This is a genomic window from Halomonas sp. SL1, from assembly GCF_003030865.2.
Classification (GTDB): domain Bacteria; phylum Pseudomonadota; class Gammaproteobacteria; order Pseudomonadales; family Halomonadaceae; genus Halomonas; species Halomonas halophila.
Map to the genome: position 1 here is coordinate 23,170 of NZ_PYUQ02000024.1, position 16,568 is coordinate 39,737.

The following is a 16,568-nucleotide window of genomic DNA, read 5'->3' on the forward strand; positions in this document are numbered from 1 at the left end:
GGGCGGCTTACGCGCTCAGGGGATGGTCGGCCTGACGGGCGTCATCGATGACGATGGCGGCCGCCTTCTCGGCGACAGCGATCGTCGGCGCATTGGTATTGCCACGAGGCAAGGCGGGGAAGACGGAGCAGTCGATCACGCGAAGCCCCTCGATGCCATGTACCTTGAGCCGGGTATCGACGACGGAAGAGGCGGGAGATGGCCCCATGCGGCAGGTGCCGGACGGGTGATACGTGGTCTTGCAGTACTGGCGGACGAATGCCTCGACCTGCGCCGAGGTGGTGCTCGGGGAATCGATGATGGCCTCCGCTCCGGGTGGAGAGAAGATGTCGTCGACGAGACCGGCGAGCGAGGTGTCCTTGAGGAAGGCGAGGCCGGCCTTGAGCGCGCGGGCCTGAGCCTCGAGGTCTTCCGGGTCTTCCAGGAAACGGGCGTCGATCTCCAGAGGGGCGTCCGGGGATGGCGCCGTCAGGCGAACCTGGCCGCGCGAGCTTGGCTGAAGGTGCCCCACCTTGAGCGTTATGCCATGGGTCTTGCCTTCACCAATGCCGTTGGGGTCGTCCCAGGTATCGAGAGCCGGCAGGAAGTGGATCTGCGTATCGAACCGCCCCTCTCCCTGCGTATCGAGAAAGGCGCCGGCCTCCAGGATGTTGGACGTCATCAGTCCCCGCCGGAACATCAGCCATTCGCCGCCGTGTCGCAGCGCCTTCAGGCCGCGATCTTCTCCATACAGCGAGAGGGGGTCCTTGAGGGTGGCGTTGATGGAGAGGTGAAGGTGATCCTGCAGGTTGTCACCAACGGGCAGGGAGGCCCGGCAGTCGACGCCGAGGTCGTCCAGGTGCGAGGCATCGCCGATGCCCGATAGCATCAGGATGCGTGGACTACCGATGGCGCCCGCGGACAGAATCACTTCACGGTCTGCGTGGTAGTGAACCTCTTCTCCCCCCTTGATGCTCGCCACCAGTCCTGTCGCCCGATTGCCCTCGAAGAGGAGCCGTTGTACCTGCGCGGAGGTGATGACCGTGAGGCGGGCGCTATGCTTGACCGGCTCGAGATAGGCCTTGGCGGAACTGCAGCGCTCTCCCTTGAAGGTGGTGGTCTGGTAGTAGCCGACGCCCTGGCGAAGGTTGTCGTTGAAGTCGTTGACATAGGGAAGGCCGATTTCCTGCCCCGACCGAATGAAGGCCTGGGTGAGGGGATGACGATAGCGGTTCTCGCTGACCTTCAGCGGCCCCTGTGTGCCGTGCAGCTCGGAAGAGAGGGACTCGTTCCCTTCCGACTCGATGAACCAGGGAAGAAGGTCATCGTAGCCCCAGCCTTCGCAGCCGTATTCACTGACCCAGCGGTCATAGTCTTCCCGGTGCCCGCGAATGTAGACCATGCCATTGACGGAGCTGCTGCCACCCAGCAGCTTGCCTTGCGCGATGGACATGCTGCGGTTGCCCGTCGCGGGGTGAGGGGCCGTCATGTACTCCCATGTCTTGATCGGAATCGCCTTGCCGACGGCGGCGGGCATTCTCACCAGCAGAGAGCTGTCTTGTCCGCCGGCTTCCAGCAGCAGCACACGGGCATCGGTTTGCTCTATCAGCCGGTGAGCCAGGACGCATCCTGCCGACCCGGCACCCACGACGATATAGTCGAAATGCTTGCTCATCTTGTCTCTCCCTGAGTTCGGGCATCGTGGAGATGCCTCCCGGATTCCCAGGGAGACGCTAAGGGATGTATGGGGATTTTATTGACCCTACCTGCCAGCGCCTTGACTCAGCGTGCCATCGGGAAAATTATCCTTTTCTTATAATCGGTTAGGCGAATGAGACTTTGGTGGTGCGGCGATCACTCCTGCCAAGGGGCTGTCACGCACGCTGGGATGCCGCCGATGCATGGCGGATGGTGGGGGAGGCGTGTGGAGAAGATGGAGAAGATGGAGAAGATGGAGAAGATGGAGAAGATGGAGAAGATGGAGAAGATGGAGAAGAGCGTCGCCTGAACGACGCCCTTCATCCTTCATCCCTGGCGCATTTCGAGCTCAGCGCGCGTCCGGCTGCTCGCCCGGGGCGGCGCGCCGGAAGGCATCCAGGGCACGGGCATTGTCGGCGATGCGTCGGATGCGCGGGTAGGCCGAGAGGTCACACTCGAAGCGCTCGGCGTTGAACACCTGGGGCACCAGGCAGGCGTCGGCCAGGGTCGGGGCGTCGCCGTGGCAGAACTCGCCGCTGCCGGCCTCGCGGCTGAGCATGGCTTCCAGTGCCGTGAAGCCCTCATGGACCCAGTGGTGATACCAGGCCAGCCTGGCCGCGTCGTCGACGCCGAGCTCACCGGTCAGGTACTTGAGCACCCGCAGGTTGTTCGGCGGGTGCATCTCGCAGGCCACCAGCTGGGCCAAGGCGCGCACCCGGGCGCGCTCGGCGGGATCCCCGGGCAGCAGGGCCGGCTCGGGGTGAACCTCTTCCAGGTACTCGCAGATGGCCAGCGACTGGGTCAGCCGCAGGCCGTCGTCGGTGACCAGCGTCGGCACCAGGCCCTGGGGATTGTCGGCCAGATAGCCTTCGCCGCGCTGCTCGCCGGCCACCAGGTCGACCGGGTCCTGGTCATAGGCCAGCCCCTTGAGGTTCAGTGCGATGCGCACCCGGTAGGCGGCGGACGAGCGGAAATAGCCGTAGAGCGTGGTCATGGCCGGTCTCCTCAGTTCGCCTCGTGCTTCACGACCCGCTGGTCGATGGCGCCGAAGATGCTCTGGCCCTCGCGGTCGAACATCTCGATGCGCACCCGGTCGCCGAAGTGCATGAAGGGGGTGCGGCTCTCGCCGTGGAGGATCTTCTCGACCATGCGCACCTCGGCCAGGCAGCTGTAGCCCACGCCGCCGTCGGCCACCGGCTTGCCGGGGCCGCCGTCGGCATCGGGATTGGACACGGTGCCTGAGCCGACCACGGCGCCGGCGCCCAGGTGGCGGGTGCGGGCGGCGTGGGCGACCAGCTCGGGGAAGCCGAAGATCATGTCCGGGCCGGCCTCGGGCTCGCCGAACTTCTCGCCGTTCAGGTGCACGGTCAGCGGCAGGTGGACGCGGCCGTCCTGCCAAGCGTCGCCCAGCTCGTCCGGGGTCACGCAGATCGGCGAGAAGCTGGAGGCCGGCTTGGCCTGGAAGAAGCCGAAGCCCTTGGCCAGCTCGCCGGGGATCAGGCCGCGCAGGCTGACGTCATTGACCAGCATGATCAGCTTGATGTGGCCGGCGGCCTGCTCCGGCGTCACCGCCATCGGCACGTCGTCGGTGATCACCGCGAGCTCGCCCTCGAAGTCGATGCCGTGGTCCTCGCTGACGGCCTCGATGTCCTCGGTGGGCGCCAGGAAGCTGTCGCCGCCGCCCTGGTACATCAGCGGGTCGGTCCAGAAGGTCTCGGGCATCTCGGCGTCGCGGGCACGGCGCACCAGCTGCACGTGGTTGAGATAGGCGGAGCCATCGGCCCAGTGGTAAGTGCGCGGCAGCGGCGAGTGCAGGGCGGCCATGTCGAGGTCGAAGGCGCCCTCGGCGCGACCGGTGTTGAGCGCGGCGTAGCGCTCCTCGAGGCGCGGGGCGAGCTCGTCCCAGCGCTCGATCGCCTGCTGCAGGGTGGCGGCGATATCGGTGGCGCGCACGGCGCGGGTCAGGTCACGGGAGACGACGATCAGTTCGCCGTCGCGGCCGACGTTCAGGGTGGCGAGTTTCATGGGGCGTTCCTGTTATTGAGATCGTGTGAGTGCGTTGTCGGGGTAATGGCGACGGTGGAACTCAGCGCTTGTCCGGATCGAAGTGCGAGGCCAGCCCCTGCCACACGTCGACGTAGTCGCGCTGGCGGAAGTCCGCCGCCAGCGCCGTCTCGGTGGGCTGGAAGACGTAGCGGCTCTCGAACATGAAGGCCAGCGTATTGCCCTGATACTGGGGCTCGAGTTCTGCCTGGGTGGCCTTGTCGAAGGTCTCGGCGTCGGGGCCGTGGGGCGACATGGCGTTGTGCAGGCTGGCGCCGCCGGGCAAGAAGCCCTCCGCCTTGGCGTCGTATTCGCCGTGGATCAGGCCCATGAACTCGCTCATCAGGTTGCGATGGAAGTAGGGCGGGCGGAAGGTGTCTTCGGCGACCATCCAGCGCGGCGGGAAGATCACGAAGTCGATGTTGGCGGTGCCGGCGGTATCCGACGGCGAGGTCAGCACGGTGAAGATCGACGGGTCGGGATGGTCGAAGCTCACCGTGTTGACGGTGTTGAAGTTGGCCAGGTCGTACTTGTAGGGCGCGTAGTTGCCGTGCCAGGCCACCACGTCCAGCGGCGAGTGGTCGAGCCGGGTGCGCCAGAAGCGCCCGGAGAACTTGGCCACCAGCTCGATGTCGCCCTCGACCTCTTCAAAGGCGGCCACCGGGGCCAGGAAGTCGCGCGGGTTGGCCAGGCCGTTGGCGCCGATCGGCCCCAGGCCCGGCAGCTCGAAGGGGCTGCCGTAGTTCTCGCAGACGTAGCCGCGGGCCTGCTCGCAGCCGCTGGCCAGGCGCACCTGGAACTTGACCCCGCGCGGGATCACCGCGATCTCGCCGCCGCCGATCTCGAGCTCGCCGAACTCGGTGCGCAGCCGCAGGGCGCCGAGCTGGGGCACGATCAGCAGCTCGCCGTCGGCGTCATAGAAGAAGCGCTCGGTCATGTCGCGGTTGCAGGCGTAGAGATGCACGCCGCAGCCGGTCTGGGTGGCGGCATCGCCGTTGACGGCGACGGTCAGCAGGCCGTCGAGGAAGTCGGTGGGCGCCTCGGGCAGCGGCAGCGGGTCCCAGCGCATCTGGTTGGGGTCGGCGGCGGGTCGCGCCGGCGGCGCGGTGGCCACGCGGCCGGCGTCGAGCGGCTCGTAGGCGCTCTGCGCCACCGAAGGGCGGATGCGATACAGCCAGCTGCGCAGGTTGTGGGAGCGCGGCGCGGTGAAGGCCGAGCCGGAGAGCTGCTCGGCGTAGAGGCCGTAAGGGCAGCGCTGGGGCGAGTTCTGGCCCTCGGGCAGCGCGCCCGGCAGCGCCTCGCTGGCGAAGTGGTTGCGAAAGCCCGGCTGATGGTCGAGCGGTGTTGTCATTGTGTTGCCCTCGCGGGATATGGTTTCAAATGAAACTATATGGGCAGACTAGCCCCCATTGGTTTCATATGCAACCATCACGCGACCTTGGTAGTACGCCCGACACCGCCCCGACGAGATGCCCATGACGCCTGATGATGCCCCCGCGGAACGCTTCGACCTCGACCACTTCCTGCCCTATCGCCTCAACCACCTGGCCGACCGCATCAGCCAGGCCCTGGCGCGCCTCTACGAGACCCGCCACGACCTGACCGTGGCCCAGTGGCGGGTGCTGGCCTGGCTGCATCACAAGGAGGAGCTGACCGCCAAGCAGATTCGCGAGGCCACACGCATGGACAAGGCGCGGGTCTCGCGGGCGGTGCAGGGGCTGGAGGCGCGGGAGTTGATCCGCCGGCGGCCCTCGCCGGAGGATCAGCGCCGCCACGAGCTCCGGCTCACCGCGGCGGGCGAGGCGCTGCTGGCGGCGCTGATTCCCGAGGCGCGGGCCTGGGAGGCGGCGCTGGTGGCGCCGCTGTCGATCGACGAGTATCGCCAGCTGTTCGAGCTGATGAGCCGGCTGGAGAGCCAGCTGACGAAGCTGGAGTCGTAGGCGATGCCTGAAAAGTGGCTGCGCTCGGCTATACGGCGTTAAAAATCAGCTCGTGCGCGAGCCCGGTCAAAGTCCTCATTTACACCCCGTAAACTCTGGCTTCTCGCTGATTTTTGCCTTGTCTATCCTTCGCTCGCTGACTTTTCAAACACCGCCTGGGGAAAGCGGTTGGATCAGGCCGGCAGTTCGTCGGCGGCGGGAATGCGGCCGCCCAGCCGGGCGGTGATCTCCTCGGCGGCTTCGCGGATCTGCGCGCCGAGCTCGTCCAGGCGCTCCTCGGGGATCCGCGCCTTGGGGCCGGAGACCGAGATGGCGGCCAGCGGAGTGCCCTGCTCGTCGTGGATGCAGGCGGCCACGCACTGCAGGCCGATGGCGTGCTCCTCGCGGTCGCAGGCGTAGCCCTGGCGGCGGATCTCGGCCAGGCTCTCGCGCAGCGTCACCGGGTCGTGGAGGGTGTTGACGGTCACCCGTGCCAGGCCGCGTTCGTCGAGCACCCGCTCCAGCTCGTCGTCGGGCAGCCAGGCCATCAGCGCCTTGCCCACGCCGGAGGCGTGCAGCGGCGCCCGGGAGCCCAGGCGGGTGATCATGCGCATCATCTGCGGCGATTCGCTCTGGGCCAGGAACACCGCGGTGCTGCCGTCGCGCACGCCGAGGTTGGCGGTCTCGCCGGTCTGGGCGGTCAGCCGGCGCAGGAAGGGCCGGCTGGCGGCGACGAAGTCGCGGGCCTCGAGGAAGCTGTTGCCGATGCGGAAGGTCTTGACGTCGATCTTCCACAGCCCGAGCTCGTTGTCCTGGGTGATGAAGCCCTGGCTCTGCAGGGCCTGGAGCAGCCGATGGGTGGTGGAGGGGGCGAGGTCGGCCTGCTCGGCGATCTCGGACAGCGCCAGGCCGCCGGGATTGCCCGCCAGGCGCTCCAGCAGGTTGAGTCCGCGCACCAGAGACTGGCTGTGACCGCCGCTGCCCTTGCCGCTTGCCGGGCGTCCCGCCGTTCTGCGCTTGCCTTCACTCACTGCCTGATCTCCTGCTGCGACTGCTCGAGTAGTCGTTCAGCATACCGCGTCGGGCGAGAACTGTCTTGCCAGCGGAAATGGTTTCCAACTTGCCGGCCTGAGCGGAAGGAACAAACGAGAAGGCCGCCTCGGGCGAAGCGGCCGGGAGTGCGCCGTGGAATGGCGGGGAAAGTGAAACGGCCCGCGCGTCAGACGTCGTTGCGGAACACGCGGTCGCTGCCGGGCAGCACCAGGTTGAGCACGATGGCGCACAGCGCGCCGGGGATCAGCCCGGACTCGATGATCGCCTGGACGTTGTCGGAGAGGCCGGCGTAGAGCCCTTCCTGGGCCGGCAGGCCGATGGCCGCCGACAGCGAGACGCCGATGATCACCATGTTGCGGCGGTTGAAGGGGATGTGGGACAGCATCTTGATGCCGGCGCTGGCGATCATGCCGAACATGATCAGCACCGCCCCGCCGAGCACGGCGTTGGGGATGCTCGAGATCAGCCCGCCGAGCTTGGGCAGCAGCCCCGCCAGCACCAGGAAGACGCCGCCGATGGCCACCACGAAGCGGCTGACCACGCCGGTCAGCGCCACCATGCCGACGTTCTGGCTGAAGCTGATCTGCGGGAAGGCGTTGAACAGGGCGGCGAACACGCTGGCCAGGCCGTCGGCCATCACCCCGCCGGAGAGCTCCTTGGCCGTGGGTTCGCGGTCGAGGCCCCCGGCGGTGGTGCCGACGATGTCGCCGATCGACTCGGCGCAGGTCACCACCGCCAGCAGCACCACCGGCAGGATGGCGGCCAGGTGGAACTCGAGGCCGATGGTCAGCGGCATGGGCAGCGAGACCCAGTCCGCCGAGGCGATCTGGCCGAAGTCGACCAGGCCGAAGGCGGTGGCCGTCGCGTAGCCCGCGACCAGTCCGATCAACGGCGCGGCCTCGGACCAGATGCCGCGGCCGAACTGGTGCAGGCCCAGGGTGACCAGCAGCACCAGCGCCGCCAGCAGCAGGTTGTGCAGGGCGCCGAAGTCCTCGGCGCCGAAGCCGCCGCCGGCGTAGGCGAAGCCCACCGGCATCAGCAGGGTGCCGAGCATGATCACGAAGGTGCCGGTGACCACCGGCGGGAACAGGAAGCGGAACCAGGGCAGGAAGAGCCCCACCAGCGCCATGGCGATGCCGCCGCACAGCGCCGCGCCGAGCGCGGCCGGCAGGCCCATGCCCACGGCGATGGGAATCAGCACCGGCACGAAGCCGAAGCTGGTGCCCATGACGATCGGCAGGCGGGCGCCGATCGGCCCCAGCCCCAGCGACTGCACCAGGGTCGCGATGCCGGCGACGAACATCGCCGCCTGGATCATGAAGGCGGTCTGGTCCTCGGGCAGGTCGGCGGCGCCGGCGATGATGATCGGCACGGTGACGTTGCCGACGAACATCGCCAGCACGTGCTGCAGCCCCAGCGGAATGGCCCGGCGCAGGGGCGGCATGGTATTGACGTCGTGGGTGCTGCGCACCCGTGGTGTAGCCGCCTCGCCGGCGGTTTCGGGGGTCGACATGGTGGTGGCTCCTGTTGTCGTTGTTGAAGCGGAAACCCTGTGATGTGTCCTGTCGCTTTACGGTTTACCGTTCGCTACGCCCTCAGCGCCCGGGCCGCGCGGTCGTGGCGGGCTATCAGGTCGTCGAGGTTGACGCCCAGTGGCCGGCCCTCGGCCACCCGCCACTGTCCGGCGACCATCACCCGGTCGGCGCGGTGGGCGCCGCACAGCAGCAGGGCGGCGACGGGATTCTCGGCGCCGGAGAAGCGGGCCTCGTCGAGCCGGAACAGCGCCAGGTCGGCCTGCTGGCCGGGCGCCAGGCCGCCGATGTCGTCGCGGCCCAGGCAGCCGGCCGAGCCGCGGGTCGCCCAGCGGATCACGTCGTCGTGGCTGACCTCGCTCGGCGCGTAGCGCAGCCGGCCGAGCAGCAGCGCCTGGCGCATCTCCTCGGCGAGGTTGGAATGGTCGTTGGAGGCCGAGCCGTCCACCGCCAGGCCCACCGGGCAGCCGGCGGCCTCCAGCTCCAGGGTGCGGCACAGCCCCGAGCCCAGCACCATGTTCGACGACGGGCAGTGGGCGATGCCGGTGCCGGCGGCGCCGAGCCGGGCGATTTCGCCGTCGTCGAAGTGGATGCCGTGGGCCAGCCAGGTGCGCGACGAGAGCCAGCCGGTGGCCTCCAGATAATCCAGCGGGCGCATGCCGAACAGCCGCTCGCAGTAGGCGGTCTCGTCCTCGGTCTCGGCCAGATGGGTGTGCAGGCGTACGTCCCTGGCCTCGGCCAGCCGCGCGCTCTCCTGCATCAGCTCGCGACTCACCGAGAACGGCGAGCAGGGCGCCAGGGCGATGGTGGTCATGGCGCCGTCGCCGCGCTGGTGATAGGCGTCGATCAGTCGCGCGCTCTCGTCGAGGATGGTGCGCTCGTCCTGCACCACCGACTGCGGCGGCAGGCCGCCGTCGTCGCGGCCCACGCTCATCGAGCCGCGGGTCAGGGCGGCGCGCACGCCGAGCCGGCGGGCGGTCGCCACCTGGACGTCGATGGCGTTCGTCAGCGCGCCGGAGAACACGTAGTGATGGTCGGCCACGGTGGTGCAGCCGCTCATCAGCAGCTCGACCATGGCCAGCTCGCTGGCGACTTCCAGCTGCTCCTCGGTGAGGTTGGCCCAGACGTCGTAGAGCGTCGTCAGCCAGGGGAACAGTTCCTTGTTCAGCGCCGGCGAATAGGCGCGGGTCAGGGTCTGATAGAAGTGATGGTGGGTGTTCACCAGGCCGGGCAGCAGCACGTGCTGCGAGGCGTCGAAGCTGGCATCGATCGGCGTGGCGGGCGTGGCGCCCGCCGGCACGGCCTCGACGATGCGCTCGTTGCGGATCACCACCCCGCCGGCGGCGGCGGGATCGCTGCAGGCACGCGGGTGGCGAATCCACAGGGTCTGGGCATTGGCGGTCATGTTGTCCTCCCGAGGGTGCGGTGGACAACAAAGGGTTACCCAAGCCCCGTCAGGCATCGGAGCGGAGTCTTGGTTCAGGTGCCTTTGTTGTGTTGTGTACGGCGTCTGTGTCGCATGCCAGAACAGTATTGTGTACAACCCGGGGCGCTGTCGAGCCCGTCTCACGACGAAAGTCTTAGAGGGTCTAACGGAGCCGGGCGTTTTCGCCCGGCCAAAAAAACCGCCGCGTCGAGGACGCGGCGGTGGCGAGAGGCAAGGCCGGCGGCGTACGGGGCGCCGTGACGGCTCAGTGGGTGTCGTCGTCGGTCTGCCGGGCCGTGGCTTTCATCTGCCTCGGATCGCGGCCCAGCGGATGGGGCTCGCCGCGCTCCTTGGCCAGGCGGATCTGCTTCTGGCGCTCGCGGGCGGCGGCGCGGGTCTTCTCCGGCAGCGAGTCGAAGCAGTGCGGGCAGCTGACGCCGGGCTCGTAGGTCTCGGCCTGCTGGTCCTCGGCGGAGATCGGCATGCGGCAGGCGTGGCACTGGTCGTACTCGCCCTCGCTGAGGTCGTGGCGCACGGTCACGCGGTTGTCGAACACGAAGCAGTCGCCGCGCCACATCGATTCGTCCTCGGGCACCTTCTCGAGGTAGTTGAGGATGCCGCCCTTGAGGTGGAAGACCTCCTCGAAGCCCTCGTTGAGCATGAAGCTGGAGGCCTTCTCGCAGCGGATGCCGCCGGTGCAGAACATCGCCACCTTCTTGTGGCGGCTCGGGTCGTAGTGCGCCTTCACGTACTCCGGAAACTCGCGGAACGACTTGGTCTGCGGGTCGACGGCGCCCTCGAAGGAGCCGATGGCGACCTCGTAGTCGTTACGGGTGTCGATCACCAGCACCTCGGGGTCGGCGATCACCGCGTTCCACTGCTCGGGATCGACGTAGGTGCCGACGGTGTCGTTGGGGTCAACGCCGTCCACGCCCATGGTCACGATCTCGCGCTTGAGCTTGACCTTGGTGCGATAGAAGGGGTGCTCGTCGCAGAAGGATTCCTTGTGATCGACGTCGGCCAGGCGCGGGTCGCGGGCCAGCCAGGCGAGCAGGGCGTCGATGCCCTCGCGGGTGCCGGACACGGTGCCGTTGATGCCCTCGCGGGCCAGCAGCAGGGTGCCTTTCACGTCGTGCTCGAGCATGGCCTGGCGCAGGGGCTCGCGCAGGTCTTCGAAATCGTCGAGGGTGACGAACTTGTACAGGGCGGCAACGACGATGCCCCCCGCGGTCTGAGGTGTGGTCATGGTGATCTCCTGGTTGTCGTCCTCGCAAAGGACGGACCGGGTTGGGGTGGCGGCATTCTACCCCTCCGCCGACGCGTGCGCATCCCGGGCTCGGACGCAACGACCCCGGCGCGGGGCCGGGGTCGTCAGCGGGGCGAGAGGGCTGTCGGGCGATCAGCCCTCGAAGCTGGTCTCGGAGTAGAGCACCCGCACGCGCTTGGTGTGGGCGACCTGGCTCAGGGCATCCAGCGCCTTCTGGCCGTAGTCCTTGTTGACGTCGATCACCACGTAACCGATGCGATCGTTGGTCTGCAGGTACTGGCCGAGGATGTTGATGTCGTTCTCGGACAGCACCTTGTTGATCTCGGACATCACGCCCGGCACGTTGTCGTGGATGTGCAGCAGGCGATGCTTGCCCGGATGCGACGGCAGCGCCACCTCGGGGAAGTTGACCGAGGTGATGGTGGTGCCGTTGTCGGAGTAGGTCACCAGCTTCTCGGCGACCTCGATGCCGATGTTCTCCTGGGCCTCCAGGGTGGAGCCGCCGATGTGCGGGGTGAGGATGACGTTGGCCAGGCCGCGCAGCGGGCTGACGAACTCCTCGTTGTTGCCCTTGGGCTCGACCGGGAAGACGTCCACGGCGGCGCCGTTGAGGCGGCCGGCCTTGAGCGCCTCGGCCAGGGCCTCGATCACCACCACGCTGCCGCGGGAGGCGTTGATCAGGATGCTGCCCGGCTTCATCAGCGCGATCTGCTCCTCGCCGATCATCCAGCGGGTGGAGGGCAGGTCCGGCACGTGCAGGCTGACGATGTCGGCGCGGGCCAGCAGCTCTTCGAGGCTACCCACCTGGCGGGCGTTGCCCATGCCCAGCTTGGTCACCACGTCGTAGTAGATGACGTCGAAGCCGAGCGATTCGGCCAGCACCGAGAGCTGGGCGCCGATGCTGCCGTAGCCGACGATGCCGAGCACCTTGCCGCGAGCCTCGTGGGAATTCTTGGCCGACTTCAGCCAGCCGCCCTCGTGGGCACGGGTGCTCTTCTCGGGGATGCCGCGCAGCAGCATGATCGATTCGGCCAGTACCAGCTCGGCCACCGAGCGGGTGTTGGAGTAGGGCGCATTGAAGACCGGGATGCCACGCACCAGGGCCGCGTCCAGGTCGACCTGGTTGGTGCCGATGCAGAAGCAGCCCACGGCCACCAGTTTCTCGGCGGCGCTGAACACGCGCTCGTTGAGCTGGGTACGGGAGCGGAGGCCGATGAAATGGACGTCGCGGATCTTCTCGATCAGCGTTTCCTCGTCCAGCGAGGTCGGCAGGTGCTCGATGTTGGTGTACCCGGCGTTGAGGAAGTGGTCCACCGCGCTCTGGTGGATGCCCTCGAGCAGCAGGATCTTGATCTTGCTCTTGTCCAGGGACGTCTTGGCCATGGTCGAATCAACCCTTCTACGGTGCGCGCCGCATACCGCTCAGGCCGGTGCTGGAGCCCTCCGGAAGGGCGGAAGCCTGAACCGCTGTCGGCTCGAAATGAGGTGGCTCATGCTACCACAGCGCGGAAATCCCAGGATGAAAATGCTGCGTCGCCGACTTGAGCTACGTGCATGATGAGGCGCGCAGCGGGACCGTCGGCCGGGATGCTCGGGGCAGACGACCCCCGGGGGGGAGCGTGTATACTGTCGCCCTCATGGTGGGAGCGACCGACGAGGAAAGCCATGGCGGAACAGCAAAGCCGTCCCCCGGACGAGGCCGATGGCCGGACCAGTGACGAGTCCGCGCCGGCGGACTTCGCCGCGACCGTCGAGCGCCTGGAGGCGCTGGTGGAGCGGCTGGAGTCCGGCGAACTGACGCTGGAGGGTTCGCTGGACGCCTTCGAGCAAGGCGTGCGCCTGACCCGTGACGCCCAGCGCCGCCTCGACGAGGCCGAACTCAAGGTCCGTACCCTGACCGAAGGCGAGGGCGGCGGCATCGACCTGCAGCCCTTCGCCCCGCCCGCGGAGGACGATGGTGAACGCTGACACTCTGGTGGCGCGACTGGCCGCCGATCGCGCACGGGCCGATGCCCGCCTGGAGACGCTCTTCGCCCGCCCGGCGGTCGCCGATGCCCGCCTCGAGGCGGCGATGCGCCACGGCGTGCTGGTCGGCGGCAAACGGCTGCGGCCGGTGCTGGTCTACGCCGCCGGCCGCGCCCTGGGCGCCGCCGATACCGAGCTGGACGCCCCGGCCGCGGCCCTGGAGCTGGTCCACGCCTACTCGCTGGTCCACGACGACCTGCCGGCGATGGACGACGACGATCTGCGCCGTGGCCAGCCCACGGTGCATCGCGCCTATGACGAGGCCACGGCGATCCTCGCCGGCGACGCCCTCCAGGCGCTTGCCTTCGAGGTGCTGGCCGAGACCGCCCATCCGCGGCTGCCGGCGATGATCGCCACCCTGGCCCACGCCGCCGGCCGTGACGGCATGGTCGCCGGCCAGGCGCTGGACCTCGCCGCGGTGGGCGGCCACCCTGACGTCACCGCGCTGGCCACCATGCATCGCCACAAGACCGGCGCGCTGATCCGCGCCGCGGTGCGCCTGGGGGGACTGGTCGCGGTGACCGAGGACGATCCCCGGCTGGCCGCCATGGAACGCTACGCCGAGGCCATCGGCCTGGCCTTCCAGGTCCACGACGACGTGCTCGACGTCACCGGCGATACCGCTACCCTGGGCAAGGCCTCCGGCGCCGATGCCGCCCGCGCCAAGCCCACCTACCCGAGCCTGCTGGGCCTCGAGGGCGCCCGCGCCCGGGCCGATGAGTTGGTCGAGGAAGGCGTGGCGGCGCTGGCGCCGCTGGGCGAAGCCGCCGCGCCCCTGGCCGAGCTGGCCCGATACATGATCGAGCGTGACCACTGAGGCGGCCTCCGGCCGCCCTGACAGATAGAGTCTTCATGAAGCTGTTCGATGACATTCCGCGCGAGCGTCCGGCCACGCCGCTGCTCGACACCCTGGAAACGCCGGCCGCCCTGCGTGCCATGGACGACGCCCAGCTTGCCCGGGTGGCCGACGAACTGCGCGCCTACCTGCTCTACAGCGTGGGCGTCTCGGGCGGCCACTTCGGCGCCGGCCTCGGCGTCGTGGAACTCACCGTGGCGCTGCATCATGCCCTGGAAACGCCCCACGACCGTCTGGTGTGGGACGTCGGCCACCAGGCCTATCCGCACAAGATCCTCACCGGGCGCCGCGAGGCCATGACCGGCATCCGCCAGTACGGCGGGCTGGCCGCCTTCCCGCGGCGCGCCGAGTCCGAGTACGACACCTTCGGCGTCGGCCACTCCAGCACCTCGATCTCCGCGGCGCTGGGCATGGCGCTGGCGTCCCGGGCCCGCGGCGAGAACCGCCGCGCCTGCGCGGTGATTGGTGACGGCGCCCTGACCGCCGGCATGGCCTTCGAGGCCCTGGCTCACGCCGGCCACGTCGACGCCAATCTGCTGGTGGTGCTCAACGACAACGAGATGTCGATCTCCGAGAACGTCGGCGGCCTGGCCAGCTATCTGGCGCGCATCCTCGCCAGCAAGCCCTACACCAGCATGCGCGAGGGCGGCAAGAAGGTGCTCTCGCACCTGCCCGGCGCCCTGGAGCTGGCGCGGCGCACCGAGGAGCACATGAAAGGCATGGTCAGCCCGGCCACGCTGTTCGAGGAGATGGGCTTCAACTATATCGGCCCCATCGACGGCCACGACCTGCCGACGCTGGTCCACACCCTGCGCAACATGCGCGACATGGACGGCCCGCAGTTCCTGCACGTGAAGACCCGCAAGGGCCGCGGCTTCCTGCCCGCCGAGGCCGACCCCATCGGCTACCACGCCATCACCAAGCTGGAAAAGGGTGAGCCGGAGAAGAAGGACACCCCGCCGCCGCTCAAGCCGGCGCCCGCGCCTGCGCCCGAGCCGGAACCCAAGCCCAAACCCAAACCTAAAAAGTACTGCAACGTCTTCGGCGACTGGCTGTGCGACATGGCGGCGGCGGACGAGCGGCTGATCGGCATCACCCCGGCGATGCGCGAGGGCTCTGACCTGATTCGCTTCTCCCAGGAATACCCGGAGCGCTACTTCGACGTGGCGATCGCCGAGCAGCACGCGGTGACGCTGGCCGCCGGCATGGCCTGCGAGGCCATGAAGCCGGTGGTGGCGATCTACTCCACCTTCCTGCAGCGCGGCTATGACCAGCTGATCCACGACGTGGCGGTGCAGGAACTGGACGTGACCTTCGCCATCGACCGCGCCGGCCTGGTCGGCGAGGACGGCCCGACTCACCACGGCGCCATGGACCTGTCCTTCCTGCGCTGCGTGCCGGGCCTGGTGGTGCTGGCGCCGGCCGACGAGGCTGAGTGCCGGGCCATGCTCAGTGCCGCCTACCATCACGACGGCCCCGCGGCGGTGCGCTATCCGCGCGGGACCGGCCCGGGCAGCGAGATGCCCGAGCACCTGGAACCGCTCGCCATCGGCGAGGCCGAGCCCCGGCGGCGCGCCGGCGGCGAGGGCCCGAAGGTCGCCCTGCTGGCCTTCGGCAGCCTCAACGGCCCCGCCGCCGAGGTGGCCGAGCGACTCGACGCCACCCACCTGAACATGCGCTCGGTGAAGCCGCTGGACCGCGACGCGGTGCTGGCCGCCGCCGCCGAGCACGACCTGCTGGTGACCCTGGAGGAGAACGTGGTCGCCGGCGGCGCCGGCAGCGGCGTCAATGAGCTGCTGATGGCGGAGGGCCACCGCGGCGCGGTGCTCAACCTGGGGCTGCCCGACGCCTTCGTCGAACACGGCAAGCCCGCCGAGCTGCTGGCCGAGTGCGGCCTCGACGCCGACGGCATCGAGGCGGCGATCCGCCGCCGGCTGGCGGGCGATGCGACCGAATCGGGAGAAGCCCCATGAGAATGATGATCTTCATCGGCGCCCTGCTGGGCTTCCTGGTCGGCGGCCCCATCGGGCTGCTGGTCGGCGGCGGCCTGGGCTACTGGCTGGCGCGCCGCCTGCGCAAGAGCATGCTCGGCAAGCTGGCCGGCATCCAGGCGCAGTTCCTCGAGTCGACCTTCGCGGTCATGGGCTGCCTGTGCAAGGCCGACGGCCGGGTCTCCGAGGACGAGCTCGAGGCCTCGCGCACCCTGTGGGACCGCCTGCGCCTCAACGAGCAGCAGCGCGCCAAGGCCCGGGCCGACTTCACCCGCGGCAAGGCGGCGGACTTCGATCTGGACGCGGAGCTGGCCAAGGTGCGCCAGATCGTCGGCGCCCAGCCGGCGCTGCGTCAGGTGTTCCTGCAGGTGCAGCTGGCGGCGGTCGCCGCCGACGGCCAGATGCACCCCGCCGAGCACGAGATGCTGATGCGGGTGATGCGCGGCCTGGGCTGCTCCGAGGAGGAGATCGCCCGCATCGAGGCGATGCTCCGCGGCGGCGGTGGCGCCGGCGCCGCGGCCGAGTCCGGGCCGACCCTCGAGGAGGCCTACCAGGTGCTGGGCGTGTCGTCCGAGGCCAGCGACGCCGAGATCAAGAAGGCCTATCGCCGTCTGATGAGCGAGAACCACCCCGACAAGCTCGCCGCCAAGGGCATGCCGGAGAGCATGCGCGAGGTGGCCAAGGAGCGCACCAGCGAGATCGGCAACGCCTACGAGCGCATCCGCAAGGCCCGCGCCGCTGCCTGACCGCACGCACCTCACCAGGCACCATCACCACAA

14 protein-coding genes are annotated in these 16,568 nt (G+C 68.9%); 5 read left to right on the forward strand and 9 right to left on the reverse strand.

Translation table 11 applies throughout. The annotated features are described in order from the left end of the window. Positions 1 to 7 precede the first annotated feature (7 nt). From C9J49_RS15335 to hmgA, 4 genes are all read right to left on the reverse strand, one after another. Positions 8 to 1,654 (reverse strand): GMC family oxidoreductase, encoded by a 1,647-nt coding sequence (locus C9J49_RS15335; protein ID WP_046079016.1) that lies wholly within the window; start codon positions 1,652 to 1,654, stop codon positions 8 to 10. 372 nt (positions 1,655 to 2,026) lie between these two features. After that, positions 2,027 to 2,671 carry a maleylacetoacetate isomerase gene (gene maiA / locus C9J49_RS15340; protein ID WP_046079017.1) on the reverse strand — a complete coding sequence of 215 codons (645 nt, stop codon included), beginning with the start codon at positions 2,669 to 2,671 and terminating at the stop codon, positions 2,027 to 2,029. Between the two features lie 11 nt (positions 2,672 to 2,682). Next, complete coding sequence (locus C9J49_RS15345) at positions 2,683 to 3,702, reverse strand: fumarylacetoacetate hydrolase family protein (RefSeq protein WP_107180940.1); 1,020 nt, start codon at positions 3,700 to 3,702, stop codon at positions 2,683 to 2,685. 61 nt (positions 3,703 to 3,763) lie between these two features. Further along, positions 3,764 to 5,071: a homogentisate 1,2-dioxygenase gene (gene hmgA, locus C9J49_RS15350; protein ID WP_107180941.1), complete on the reverse strand. Its 1,308-nt coding sequence runs from the start codon at positions 5,069 to 5,071 to the stop codon at positions 3,764 to 3,766. Positions 5,072 to 5,195: 124 nt separating this feature from the next. On the opposite strand from hmgA, the gene C9J49_RS15355 reads away from it, so the two are divergent. Next, positions 5,196 to 5,660, forward strand: a complete 465-nt coding sequence (locus tag C9J49_RS15355; protein WP_107180942.1) for a MarR family winged helix-turn-helix transcriptional regulator — start codon at positions 5,196 to 5,198, stop codon at positions 5,658 to 5,660. A 173-nt stretch (positions 5,661 to 5,833) separates the two neighbouring features. Here C9J49_RS15355 and C9J49_RS15360 read toward each other — a convergent pair whose 3' ends face one another. The 5 genes from C9J49_RS15360 to serA all read right to left on the reverse strand — a co-directional run bounded on the left by C9J49_RS15360 (position 5,834) and on the right by serA (position 12,300). Then, a complete protein-coding gene (locus C9J49_RS15360) occupies positions 5,834 to 6,670 on the reverse strand; it encodes an IclR family transcriptional regulator (protein WP_046079021.1) in 837 nt (278 codons plus the stop codon). Positions 6,671 to 6,858: 188 nt separating this feature from the next. After that, entirely contained in the window at positions 6,859 to 8,205 is a 1,347-nt protein-coding gene (locus C9J49_RS15365) for a uracil-xanthine permease family protein (protein WP_052719338.1), read from the reverse strand. 74 nt (positions 8,206 to 8,279) lie between these two features. After that, positions 8,280 to 9,629 (reverse strand): 8-oxoguanine deaminase, encoded by a 1,350-nt coding sequence (locus C9J49_RS15370; RefSeq protein WP_046079022.1) that lies wholly within the window; start codon positions 9,627 to 9,629, stop codon positions 8,280 to 8,282. Between the two features lie 286 nt (positions 9,630 to 9,915). Continuing rightward, positions 9,916 to 10,896 carry a rhodanese-related sulfurtransferase gene (locus C9J49_RS15375; RefSeq protein WP_107180943.1) on the reverse strand — a complete coding sequence of 327 codons (981 nt, stop codon included), beginning with the start codon at positions 10,894 to 10,896 and terminating at the stop codon, positions 9,916 to 9,918. A gap of 153 nt (positions 10,897 to 11,049) precedes the next feature. Continuing rightward, the gene (gene serA / locus C9J49_RS15380; RefSeq protein WP_107180944.1) at positions 11,050 to 12,300 is read right to left on the reverse strand and encodes a phosphoglycerate dehydrogenase; all 1,251 of its coding nucleotides are present in this window, start codon (positions 12,298 to 12,300) and stop codon (positions 11,050 to 11,052) included. A 282-nt stretch (positions 12,301 to 12,582) separates the two neighbouring features. Between serA and C9J49_RS15385 the strand changes: the two genes are divergently transcribed. The 4 genes from C9J49_RS15385 to djlA are packed head-to-tail and all read left to right on the forward strand — an operon-like array spanning position 12,583 to position 16,535. Then, positions 12,583 to 12,885, forward strand: a complete 303-nt coding sequence (locus C9J49_RS15385; RefSeq protein ID WP_035599268.1) for an exodeoxyribonuclease VII small subunit — start codon at positions 12,583 to 12,585, stop codon at positions 12,883 to 12,885. Then, complete coding sequence (gene ispA / locus C9J49_RS15390; protein ID WP_107180945.1) at positions 12,872 to 13,759, forward strand: (2E,6E)-farnesyl diphosphate synthase; 888 nt, start codon at positions 12,872 to 12,874, stop codon at positions 13,757 to 13,759. The genes C9J49_RS15385 and ispA overlap by 14 nt, the downstream gene beginning before the upstream one ends. A gap of 35 nt (positions 13,760 to 13,794) precedes the next feature. Then, positions 13,795 to 15,771 carry a 1-deoxy-D-xylulose-5-phosphate synthase gene (dxs, locus tag C9J49_RS15395; RefSeq protein WP_107180946.1) on the forward strand — a complete coding sequence of 659 codons (1,977 nt, stop codon included), beginning with the start codon at positions 13,795 to 13,797 and terminating at the stop codon, positions 15,769 to 15,771. Next, on the forward strand, positions 15,768 to 16,535 hold the full coding sequence (gene djlA, locus C9J49_RS15400) for a co-chaperone DjlA (protein ID WP_046079027.1): 768 nt from the start codon (positions 15,768 to 15,770) through the stop codon (positions 16,533 to 16,535). The genes dxs and djlA overlap by 4 nt, the downstream gene beginning before the upstream one ends. Positions 16,536 to 16,568: the final 33 nt, after the last annotated feature.